This window comes from Anaeromyxobacter sp. PSR-1 (genome assembly GCF_000964525.1).
In the GTDB taxonomy this organism is placed as follows: Bacteria; Myxococcota; Myxococcia; order Myxococcales; family Anaeromyxobacteraceae; genus Anaeromyxobacter.
The window spans coordinates 1-9,693 of sequence record NZ_BAZG01000171.1 but is presented as its reverse complement, the minus strand read 5'-3'; the positions used below and the strand labels follow the sequence as shown (position 1 = coordinate 9,693).

The following is a 9,693-nucleotide window of genomic DNA, read 5'->3' as shown; positions in this document are numbered from 1 at the left end:
GTCGAGGCGGTGGCCTGGCAGCGCGCGCAGCGGCCGCCGCTCGGCCGCCTCGCGGTGGACTGGGGCTTCCTCCGCCCCGAGGACGTGCCGCGGATCCTCGAGCTGCGCCGCGCCGGCGGGCGCGCGGTCCCGTTCGGCGAGGTGGCCGTGCGCCACGGCTACCTCACCTCGTTCCAGCTCCTCGCGCTGCTCGGGCGCCAGCTCCGCCAGCAGCGCCGCATCGGCGAGTACTTCGTGGAGCGCGGGCTCGTCACGGCCGCCGCGCTCGACGAGCTGCGCCGCCGGATGGCGCTCCACAACGCCCGGTTCGCGGGCTAGCCGGCGCGCCGGAACACGAGCAGCCGGTCGCCCTCGACCGCGGGCAGCTCCAGCTCGGCCTCGAGCCGGAGCCCGGCGCGCGCCGCCTCCTCGGCGAGCGCCTCCACCTCGCGCACCCCGAGCGCCGGGTCGTGCGCCCGCAGCTCCGCGTCGAAGCGCGCCAGGCGCCCGGCGAGCGGCGCGCCGCGGTGGGAGAACGGGCCGTACACGCAGAGCACGCCGCCCGCCGGCAGCACCTCGGCCGCGCCCCGGCACAGCGCCGCGGCGCGATCCGGCGGCGCGACGTGCAGCACGTTCACGCACAGCACCGCGTCGGCGCGCCGGCGCCGCCAGGCCGGCGCGACGAGGTCGAGGTCGAGCGGCGGGCGCAGGTTCGGGAGCCGCGCCTCCTTCGCCCAGGCGCGGATGCTGGCGCGGGCCTCGGGATCCGGATCCGAGGGCTGCCACGCGAGCGCGGGGAAGCGGGCCGCGAGGAACACGGCGTGCTCGCCGGTGCCGCTCCCGAGCTCGAGCACCTCGCCGGTCTCGGGCAGGAACTCGTCGAGCGCGGCGGCGAGCGCCTCGCGGTTGCGCAGCGCCAGCTTCGCGGTCCGCTTCACGGCGGCCCGTCCCCGGGCGCGCGCGGGAGCAGCCGCAGCCGCCCGCCCGGATCGGCGTGGAGGCGCCGCGCCCGGTCGGCGCGCCGCCGCGACAGCTCGACGCCGATCGCGTCCAGGCCGTGCGCGTTCGCCACCGCCAGCATGGTGCCGAGCCCGCAGAACGGGTCCACCACGGTCCGGCAGGCCGTGTCGGCGAGGAGGAACCGCGCCACCGCCTCGCAGGCCGCGGCGCCCATGGCCCGCGGCCACGGCATCTGCCCGAGCGCCGGGAGCACGTCGGGGGTGGCGCGGGCCGGGTCGAGCCGGAGCGCGCGCGCGCAGCAGAGGAGGTGCGCGTAGGCGGGCCGGCCGAAGGTGGCGGTGCCGGGCGGCACGCGGCAGACGATCTTGTGGAAGAGCAGCCGCGCGCCGGCCCTCGCCGCGCCGAGCGCCACGAGGTGCGCCTTGTCCACCCAGGCGCCGTCGCGCTTCACGTCGGTCTGGTAGAAGACCGCCGGCGCGCCGGGGTCCACCGCGGCGCAGGCGAGCGCCGCGACGTCCACGAACCACGCCTCCCAGCCCGCCGCGCCGAGGGCGGGCAGCTCCGAGGCGTCCGGCAGCGAGGTGACGAGGGCGTGGTCCGGCGGGAGCGGCGCCGCCTCGCGCAGGAACGCCACGCCGTCGCCGCAGCGGACGTCGCGCCGCGGCGCCCGCGCGCCCACCTCGCCGGCCTGGGGCCGCCCGTCCGCCATCGCGCCGGAGTTCAGCCCACGCGACCGGTCGCGTCAAGCCGCGGACCGGCGCCGCGGCCCCGGTCGGATCGTGCGGCCCGGGCGCCGTTCCCTTCCGCCCGCACATCGGATAGAGAGCCGCGGCATGGAGACCTTCAAGGAGTCGTTCGCGGTCCACAGCTACGAGGTGGACGCGTTCGGGACGCTGGCGCCGCCCGCGCTCACCGGCTTCCTGATGGAGGCCGCCGGCCTGCACGCCGGCCGGCTGGGCGTCGGCATCGACGCGCTCATGGAGAAGGGGCTGACCTGGGTGCTGGTCCGGCAGCGGACCGAGATGCCGGTGCCCATCGTGCTGGGCGACGTCCTCGAGGTGGAGACCTGGCCGGTCGGCGTGGACCGGCTCGCCGCGCTCCGCGACTTCGTGGTGCGCCGGCGGGACGGCGCCGAGGTGGCGCGCGGCACCACCCAGTGGTTCGTGCTGGACGTGAAGACGCGCAAGCCGGTGCGCCCGGAGACGGCGCTCGACGCGCGCTTCCCGCGCGAGCTCGGCAAGCCGGTGATCGACGTCGCGCCGGGCAAGCTGCCGGAGCTGCGCACCTGGGAGTTCCAGAAGCGCTTCCACGTCCGCTACCAGGACATCGACCTCAACCTGCACGTGAACAACGGCAGCTACGTCGCCTGGGCGCTCGAGGCCATCCCGAAGGACGTGTACACGGGCTCGCGGGTGGCGGCGCTGGAGGTCCAGTACCTCGCCGAGTGCCACTACGGCAGCGCGGTGCTCTCGCGCCTGGCGCGCACCGGGCCCGGCGCCTTCGCGCACGCCATCGTGCGCGAGGAGGACGAGAAGGAGCTGGCGCGCATCACCACGAGCTGGGTGCCGCGGTAGCTCACGGGCCGCCGAGCAGCAGCCGCACCGTCACGATCGCCGCGGCGAAGCCGGCCAGGTCGGCGAGCAGCGCGGCCGGGAGCGCCTGGCGGTAGCGGGTGATCCCCGCCGCGCCCATGTACACGGCCAGCACGTAGAACGTGGTCTCGGTGGAGCCGGCCATCACCGAGGCGAGCCGCCCGGCGTAGCCGTCCGGCCCCTCGCTGCGCAGCACGTCCCCGACGACCCCCAGCGCCGCCCCGCCGGAGAGCGGCCGGACCAGGACCAGCGGCAGGACGCTCGCGGGCAGGCCGAGCGCGGAGGTGACCGGCGCGAGCGCGGCGGCCGCCGCGTCCATGGCGCCCGAGGCGCGCAGCATCCCCAGCGCCTCGAAGATGGCCACCAGCGCCGGGATGATCCGCACCGCGGTCGCGAAGCCCTCCTTCGCGCCCTCCACGAAGACCGGATAGACCTTCACGCCGCGCGCGAGCGCCAGCGCCGGGATCCCCGCCAGCAGCACCGGGATGGCCCAGGTGGAGACGACGTCGAGCGCCGCCCGGATCACGGCGCCGCCCCGGGCTCCGCGGCCGGCGCCGGGAAGAGCCGGCCGAGGGCCTTCGCGGCGAGCACCGCCACCACCACCCCGCAGGCCGACGCGCAGAGCGTGGCGCCGAGGATCTCCGCCGGCGCGCGCGAGCCCGCCGAGGCGCGGAGCGCGATGACGCTCGCGGGGACGAGCTGCACCGAGGCGGTGTTGAGCGCGCACAGGAGCGCCTGCGCGTCGGAGGCGGTGCCCTTGCGCGGGTTGAGCGCCTCGAGCGCCTGCATCGCCTTCACGCCGAACGGGGTGGCGGCGTTGCCGAGGCCGAGCGCGTTCGCCGAGAGGTTCATGAGCATCGCGCCCATGGCCGGGTGGTCGGGCGGCACCTCCGGGAACAGCCGGACGAGCACCGGCCGCGCCACCCGGGCGAGCGCCCGGACGAGCCCGGCCTCCTCCGCCACCTTCATGAGGCCCAGCCACAGCGCCATGGCGCCGGCCAGGCCGAGCGAGAGCGTCACCGCCTTCGCGGCCGAGTCCAGCGCCGCCGCGGTGAGCGCGCCCATCCGCCCGTTCACCGCCGCGGCGACCAGGGAGGCCCCCAGGAGCACCGTCCAGATCGCGCCCATCGCGGCGATTCTGGCCGGCCCGATCCCGAAGGCGAGTTTTTGGTAGAACAGCGGCGTTCCTCGGAACGCCTCCATGACGACCCCGACCCCCGCGCGCCTCGCCCTCGTCGCCCTCTGCTGCTCGACCTCCCTCGCGCTCGCCGCCTGCCCCGAGCAGCGGCCCCAGCCGGTGAAGGCGCCGCCGCGCCCGCCGCAGGCGGCGCTGGCCGCCGGGTCCGGGGACCTCGCCGACGTGCTCACCGTGCCGCGGCCGGCCGGGCCGGAGTGGTTCGGCCTGTACCTCGTCGGCCAGAAGGCGGGCTGGAGCAAGGTCGAGCTGGCCCGCGAGCTGCGCGACGGGCGCGACGTGCTGGTCGGGCGGAGCGAGATGCTGCTGCGCGTGAACGTGGGCGGCAACACGGTGGAGCGGCGCCAGAGCGAGGAGCGCGTCTGGGAGGCGCGCGCCGGCGGCCGGCTGGTGGGCTTCAAGGCGGCGTTCTCCGGCGACGGCGGCGAGCGGACGCTCACCGGCACCTGCGCGAAGGACCGCTGCAAGCTCACCGTCACCGCGGCCGACGGCATGCGCGAGCAGGAGCTGGAGGGCGTGGCCGAGACCGCGGAGATGGCCGACGGCGTCCGGCTCGCCGCGGCGCGGCGCAGCGCCGTCCGCGGCAAGCAGCTCGACCTGCTCAAGCTGCGGGTGCGCGAGGTGCAGCACGTGTTCGTGCGCCGGGAGCCGGTGGCCGGCGCGGGCGTGCAGGAGGAGGTCTCGGTCGTCGAGGAGTCGGAGATCGGCGACCGCGTGGCCATCCAGTACAAGGTGGCGGACGACGGCCGGATCGTGGAGTGGCACCTCGGCGACGCCATCGTGGGCCGCCCCGAGCCGTCCGACCGCGCGCAGCGGCTCGACGAGGTGGACCTGTTCGCGCTCGGCCGCGTGCCGCTGCCGAAGGCGCTGCCGCGCACCGTGCCGGCCACCATCACCTACCGCCTGCGGGGGCTCCCGGCCGCGTTCCAGAAGCCGGACGCGCGCCAGCGGTACGAGCGCGGGCCGGAGGGCACCACGCTCCTCACCATCACCGCGAAGGCGCCGGCCGCGGCGGATCCTGCGAAGGACACGCCGCTCGCGCGCGCGGGGGAGGGGGCGAGCCGCGACGACCTCGCCGCCACCCCGCAGGTGGACTCCGACGCGCCCGCCATCGCGGCGCTGGCGAAGCAGGCGGCGGGCGACGCGCGCGGCACGTACCAGGCCTCGCTCGCGCTGGCGCGCTGGGTGAACGAGCACCTCGAGAAGGCCTACGGCGCGAGCAACGACCGGGCGAGCGACGTGCTCGCCGCGCGGAAGGGCGACTGCACCGAGCACGCCGTGCTCACCGTGGCGCTGGCGCGCGCGCTGGGCATCCCCGCGCGGCAGGTCTACGGGCTCGTGTACGCGCGCTACGCCGACGGCAAGGACGCGCTGTACTGGCACGCCTGGGCGGAGGTGCGGAGCGCCGGCGAGTGGATCGCCATCGACCCGATCTTCGGGCAGCCGGTCGCGGACGCCACGCACGTGGCGCTCGGCACCGGCGGGCAGGAGGACGCGGTGGGCCTGCTCGGCGCCCTCAAGGTCGAGAAGGTGGACGTGAAGGGCGCGAGGTAGCCCTCCGCGCGTTGCGGCCTGCCTCCGGCTGCGGTTTACTCGCGCCCCCACCTTCCCCGAGGGAGCGCGCATGACCGGTCTCGATCACGTCGCCATCCTGGTGTCCGACCTCGACGCGGCGGTGAAGCTCTACCGCGACGTCTACGGGCTGCCCGAGCCCGAGATCGAGGAGGTCCCGACCGAGAAGGTCCGGGTGGCCATCTTCGGCCACGGCGCCGGGCGCATCGAGCTCGTCTCGCCGGCCGGGCCCGACAGCCCCATGGCGAGGACCATCGAGAAGCGGGGCGAGGGGCTGCACCACGTCTGCCTGGAGGTGCCGGACATCGCCAGGGCGATGGCGGCGCTGAAGGCCCAGGGCGCGCCGCTCCTCGACGAGGTGCCGCGCCCGGGCGCGGGGGGCTCCAGGGTGGCGTTCGTCCACCCCAAGGGCAGCCGCGGCGTGCTGGTGGAGCTGAAGGAGGGCGGCGGGCACTGACCCCGCAGCCCTCCCTCGACTCCGCCCGCACCGGACGGTGCGGGCTACGCTCGGGATGAGCGGCCGAGGCCGGCGGGCGCAGGCCTCGTCGCAACCATTGACCCCGACCAAGGCGCGTGTTTTATCCAGCCGTTCCTCTTCGGAAGGGGTCGCACACATGTCCCGCCTCCTCGCGGCCGCGCTCGCGGCGCTCCTCCTCCTCCCCGGCGCGGCGCGCGCGCAGGCGACCGGATCCGCGCCGGCCCCGGCCCCGGAGGCCGCCAAGCCCGCCGCGGAGGCGCCCAAGGACGCCGAGCTGGACGCGAAGACCCGCGCCGCCATCCAGCGCGCGGTCGAGAAGGCCAAGGAGGAGCTGCGCGACGAGGTCCGCGCCGAGATCCAGGGCGCGCAGTCGGCCGCCGAGTTCATGGGCGCCGTGGCCGAGGGGCCCAAGCTCGAGTTCCTGCAGCTGGACGGCTACCTGCGCCTGCGTGGCGACCTCTACGACAACCTCGACCTGGGCGGCGTGGACTCCGCGGGCCACAGCTACTTCCCGAAGCCGCTCCAGGGCACGAACCGCGGCTCGCTCGCGTCGGCCAACATGCGCCTGCGCGCCGAGCCCACGCTGAACATCTCCGAGCGCGTCCGCGTGAAGGCGCAGATCGACGTCCTCGACAACTACGTGCTCGGCTCGTCGAACAGCGACCTGTTCGACGCGCACCACTCCCCGTACACCGCCTCGTTCTACGGCTCGTCGCGCGCGCTCTCGAAGGGTGACGCGAGCGCGGATCGCGACGCGATCCAGCCGAAGCGCGCCTGGGCCGAGGTGCAGACGCCGGTCGGCCTGCTCAGCTTCGGCCGCATGCCGTCGGAGTGGGGGCTCGGCATCCTCACCAGCGCCGGCAGCAAGATCGACGACGACTACGGCGACACGGTGGACCGCATCCAGTTCGCGCTCCCGCCGGTCACCACGCCCATCGGGAAGCTCAGCTTCGTGCCCATGCTGGACTTCGACTCCGAGGGCGTGCTCCACCCGGATCCGCACTTCGGCCCCGGCCTGGGCCAGCCGTTCGACGCCGAGTCCGGCGACGACGCCCGCTCCTTCGCGCTCAAGATCGCGCGCCTCGACACCGACGACGAGATCCGCCGCAAGGTCGAGCGCAACGCCAGCTCCTTCAACTACGGCCTGTACTACCTGTACCGGACGCAGCGCTGGACCTACCCGACCTGGCGTACGCAGGGCTACGACGGGTCCTACGGCGACACCGGGGATCCGGCCACCGAGCCGGACAAGGTGAAGCGGAACGCGTACACGCACGTGGCGGACTTCTGGGCCCGCCTCGTCACCCAGCGCTGGCACCTCGAGCTGGAGACGGTCGGCGTCTACGGCCACATCGGCGAGGCGTTCGAGTACGTGCCGGACGCGACCGACGCCACCCGCCAGGTGATCTCGTCGCTCGGCCGCGTCCTGCTGCGCCAGTGGGCCGCCACGCTGACCGCGCGCTACAAGGCCATCCCGAACAAGGTGACGCTCGGCGCCGAGCTGGGCGTGGCGAGCGGCGACTCGGCCCCGGGCTTCGGCGTGGACACCGAGCGCAAGGCGACCGACGCGAGCGGCAACACCATCCTCCCGCCGTACGGCTCCATCGACGGCCCGCAGTTCGGCCAGCCCGGCGACCGCGCCATCCGCAACTTCCGCTTCAACCCGGCCTACCGGGTGGACCTGATCCTGTGGCGGCACATCATCGGCCAGGTGACCGACGCCTGGTACCTGAAGCCGTCGCTGCGCTGGGACATCCTGCCCGGCCTGGCGCTCGACACCGCGCTCGTCTACTCGCAGGCGATGTCCGGCGCGTCGGTCCCGAGCGCGGTGGCGGAGGACACCACCAGCGCCGACGGCGCCTACGTGCTCCAGAAGCAGGGCAAGAAGCCGCTCGCGATCGAGGCCGACGGGCGCCTCACGCTCGACTCAGGCAACGGCTTCATGACCTGGGCCGAGGGCGGCGTGCTCCAGCCCTTCGGCGGCCTGGGCAACTCGCTCTCGCGCGGCTGGGTCCTGAGCTTCGGGATGGCGGCGAAGTTCTAGGAGAGGGCCCGCTCGCCCCGAGCCCGTCGAGGGGCGAGCGGAACCATCCAGCAGGGAGGCGGCGCAGCCGCGGGCCGGGGAGGGGTGCGGCCCTCGCTACGGGTTGCCCGCCACCACCGTCCGGACTTCGAACACCGGCTGCGCCTGGATCGCCTTCTTCACCGCGCACTGGTCCGCCACGCGGACCAGCGCCTCGCGGTACTTCTCCGGGAAGGCGGGCGGGACCTCGATGTCGAGCTCGACGCGCGCGAGCACGCCCGTCTCCGGGTCGAAGTGCGCCCGCTGCCGGAGGCGGATGCCGTCGGTGGGCAGCTCGCGCTTCTGGCAGAAGCCGAGCACGTAGATGCCGGCGCAGGTGCCGATGGCGGCCATGAACAGGTTGAAGGGCGAGGGGGCGGAGTCCTCGCCGCCGCTCGCGACCGGCTGGTCGGTGCGGATGACGTGGTTGCCGATCCTGGTGTCCACCCGCTTGCCGCCGGGGAACGTGACGAAGGTCTCGCTGGCCATCTGACGCCTCTCTCCTGGAAGGTGTCGCGCCGGGATCCGGAGCTCGGGAGGTGAGAGCCCGCGCGCTGCGCGGAGGTTCCTGGGCGGCGGCCGGGTGTGATAGCGTCTCCGGCCCCGCATGAGAGCGAATTCGAAGGCGAAACCCGTGTCCCGGGCCGCGCTCGCCGGCGAGGCCGATCCCCGCCTCGTGGCCCTTTCGGTGTCCATCCAGGACGACGGCGCGCTGTACGCGGAGGACATCCGCGGCAGCCAGGCGCACGTGTCCATGCTGGCGGCGCAGGGCATCGTGCCGAAGGCGGCGGCCCGCCGCATCGTGGCCGCGCTCGACCAGGTCCGGGCCGAGTTCGTCGCCGGCAAGATCCGCTTCGACCCGGCGCTCGAGGACGTGCACACGCACGTGGAGCGGCGCCTGGGCGAGCTGGTCGGCAAGGACGCCGGCTACCTGCACGCCGGCCGCAGCCGCAACGACCAGGTGGCGCTCGACGAGCGGCTCTTCATCGTGGGCGCCTGCGATCGCTGCGACGCCGCCCTGGAGCGGCTGCAGCGCGCGTTCCTCGGCCAGGCGCGCGCGCACGAGCGGACCATCCTGCCCGGCTACACGCACCTGCAGCGCGCGCAGCCGGTCTCGCTCGCGCACCACCTGCTCGCCTACGTGGAGATGTTCGGCCGCGACCGCGAGCGGTTCGCCGAGGTGCGCCGCCGGGCCGCGATCTCGCCGCTCGGCTCCGGCGCGCTCGCCGGCACCACCCTGCCGCTCGACCGCGAGGCGGTGGCCGCGCGGCTCGGGCTCGCCGGCGTGACGCACAACTCGCTCGACGCGGTCTCCGACCGCGACAGCGCCGCCGAGCTCCTGTTCGCGTGCGCGCTCGCCGCCGTGCACCTCTCGCGCATCGGCGAGGAGCTGGTCCTCTGGACCACGAAGGAGTTCGGCTTCGCGACGCTCGCCGACGCGTTCGCCACCGGCTCCTCGCTCATGCCGCAGAAGAAGAACCCGGACGTGGGCGAGCTGGCCCGCGGCCGCGCCGGGCGCGCGCTGGGCGACCTCGTGGCGCTGCTCGCGATCCTGAAGGGCCTGCCGCTCTCGTACAACCGCGACCTGCAGGAGGACAAGCGGCCGCTGCTGGGCGGGCCGGAGGCGCTGGTGCTCACCGCCGACGCGGTGGCCGGCGCGGTCGAGACCGCCACGTTCCACGCCGAGCGCATGGAGGAGGCGCTCGGCTCGGGCGAGGCGCTCGCCACCGACGCGGCCGAGTACCTGGTCGAGCGCGGCGTCCCGTTCCGCGAGGCGCACGAGGCGGTGGGCAAGGCGGCGGCGTTCTCCGCGCGCGAGGGGCGGCCCATGGCGCGCCTCACCGCGGCCGAGTGG

General features: G+C 75.3%; 10 protein-coding genes and 1 pseudogene. 6 read left to right on the top strand and 5 right to left on the bottom strand.

Annotated elements, in window-relative coordinates:
- Window positions 1-318: pseudogene (locus tag PSR1_RS18750) on the top strand (molecular chaperone DnaJ); the annotation flags it as partial.
- On the opposite strand, the gene PSR1_RS18745 reads toward PSR1_RS18750, so the two are convergent.
- Together PSR1_RS18745 and PSR1_RS18740 are read right to left on the bottom strand one after the other, a co-directional pair.
- Window positions 315-917 carry a DUF938 domain-containing protein gene (locus PSR1_RS18745; RefSeq protein WP_059438957.1) on the bottom strand — a complete coding sequence of 201 codons (603 nt, stop codon included), beginning with the start codon at window positions 915-917 and terminating at the stop codon, window positions 315-317. The pseudogene PSR1_RS18750 and the gene PSR1_RS18745 sit on opposite strands and share 4 nt — an antisense overlap.
- Window positions 914-1,648 carry a hypothetical protein gene (locus PSR1_RS18740; RefSeq protein ID WP_059438956.1) on the bottom strand — a complete coding sequence of 245 codons (735 nt, stop codon included), beginning with the start codon at window positions 1,646-1,648 and terminating at the stop codon, window positions 914-916. The genes PSR1_RS18745 and PSR1_RS18740 overlap by 4 nt, the downstream gene beginning before the upstream one ends.
- 124 nt (window positions 1,649-1,772) lie before the next feature.
- Here PSR1_RS18740 and PSR1_RS18735 point away from each other — a divergent pair, with 124 nt between their 5' ends.
- On the top strand, window positions 1,773-2,513 hold the full coding sequence (locus PSR1_RS18735) for an acyl-[acyl-carrier-protein] thioesterase (RefSeq protein WP_059438955.1): 741 nt from the start codon (window positions 1,773-1,775) through the stop codon (window positions 2,511-2,513).
- Window position 2,514: 1 nt separating this feature from the next.
- Here PSR1_RS18735 and PSR1_RS18730 read toward each other — a convergent pair whose 3' ends face one another.
- Window positions 2,515-3,057, bottom strand: a complete 543-nt coding sequence (locus PSR1_RS18730) for a spore maturation protein (RefSeq protein ID WP_059438954.1) — start codon at window positions 3,055-3,057, stop codon at window positions 2,515-2,517.
- Window positions 3,054-3,659, bottom strand: coding sequence for a nucleoside recognition domain-containing protein (locus tag PSR1_RS18725; RefSeq protein ID WP_059438953.1), 606 nt, complete (start codon window positions 3,657-3,659; stop codon window positions 3,054-3,056). Before PSR1_RS18725 ends, PSR1_RS18730 begins: the two co-directional genes overlap by 4 nt.
- Before the next feature lie 73 nt (window positions 3,660-3,732).
- Here PSR1_RS18725 and PSR1_RS18720 point away from each other — a divergent pair, with 73 nt between their 5' ends.
- The 3 genes from PSR1_RS18720 (at window position 3,733) to PSR1_RS18710 (ending at window position 7,820) form a co-directional block, all read left to right on the top strand.
- Window positions 3,733-5,280: a transglutaminase family protein gene (locus PSR1_RS18720; protein ID WP_059438952.1), complete on the top strand. Its 1,548-nt coding sequence runs from the start codon at window positions 3,733-3,735 to the stop codon at window positions 5,278-5,280.
- 70 nt (window positions 5,281-5,350) lie between these two features.
- Window positions 5,351-5,755, top strand: a complete 405-nt coding sequence (gene mce, locus PSR1_RS18715) for a methylmalonyl-CoA epimerase (RefSeq protein ID WP_012528154.1) — start codon at window positions 5,351-5,353, stop codon at window positions 5,753-5,755.
- A gap of 157 nt (window positions 5,756-5,912) precedes the next feature.
- Window positions 5,913-7,820, top strand: coding sequence for a TIGR04551 family protein (locus PSR1_RS18710; protein ID WP_059438951.1), 1,908 nt, complete (start codon window positions 5,913-5,915; stop codon window positions 7,818-7,820).
- A 96-nt stretch (window positions 7,821-7,916) separates the two neighbouring features.
- Here the strand turns inward: PSR1_RS18710 and PSR1_RS18705 are convergent, their stop codons facing one another.
- Window positions 7,917-8,327 (bottom strand): OsmC family protein, encoded by a 411-nt coding sequence (locus tag PSR1_RS18705; RefSeq protein WP_059438950.1) that lies wholly within the window; start codon window positions 8,325-8,327, stop codon window positions 7,917-7,919.
- A gap of 118 nt (window positions 8,328-8,445) precedes the next feature.
- Here PSR1_RS18705 and argH point away from each other — a divergent pair.
- Window positions 8,446-9,693: argininosuccinate lyase (argH, locus tag PSR1_RS18700; RefSeq protein ID WP_059438958.1), on the top strand; the 1,248-nt coding region annotated here is incomplete at its 3' end.

What these genes read in the sequence shown, in the direction of transcription:
- PSR1_RS18740 (WP_059438956.1), bottom strand. Translation starts at nt 1,648, where the DNA reads ATGGCGGACGGGCGGCCCCAGGCCGGCGAGGTGGGCGCGCGGGCGCCG.
- PSR1_RS18735 (WP_059438955.1), top strand. Translation starts at nt 1,773, where the DNA reads ATGGAGACCTTCAAGGAGTCGTTCGCGGTCCACAGCTACGAGGTGGAC.
- PSR1_RS18725 (WP_059438953.1), bottom strand. Translation starts at nt 3,659, where the DNA reads ATGGGCGCGATCTGGACGGTGCTCCTGGGGGCCTCCCTGGTCGCCGCG.
- PSR1_RS18720 (WP_059438952.1), top strand. Translation starts at nt 3,733, where the DNA reads ATGACGACCCCGACCCCCGCGCGCCTCGCCCTCGTCGCCCTCTGCTGC.
- mce (WP_012528154.1), top strand. Translation starts at nt 5,351, where the DNA reads ATGACCGGTCTCGATCACGTCGCCATCCTGGTGTCCGACCTCGACGCG.
- PSR1_RS18710 (WP_059438951.1), top strand. Translation starts at nt 5,913, where the DNA reads ATGTCCCGCCTCCTCGCGGCCGCGCTCGCGGCGCTCCTCCTCCTCCCC.
- PSR1_RS18705 (WP_059438950.1), bottom strand. Translation starts at nt 8,327, where the DNA reads ATGGCCAGCGAGACCTTCGTCACGTTCCCCGGCGGCAAGCGGGTGGAC.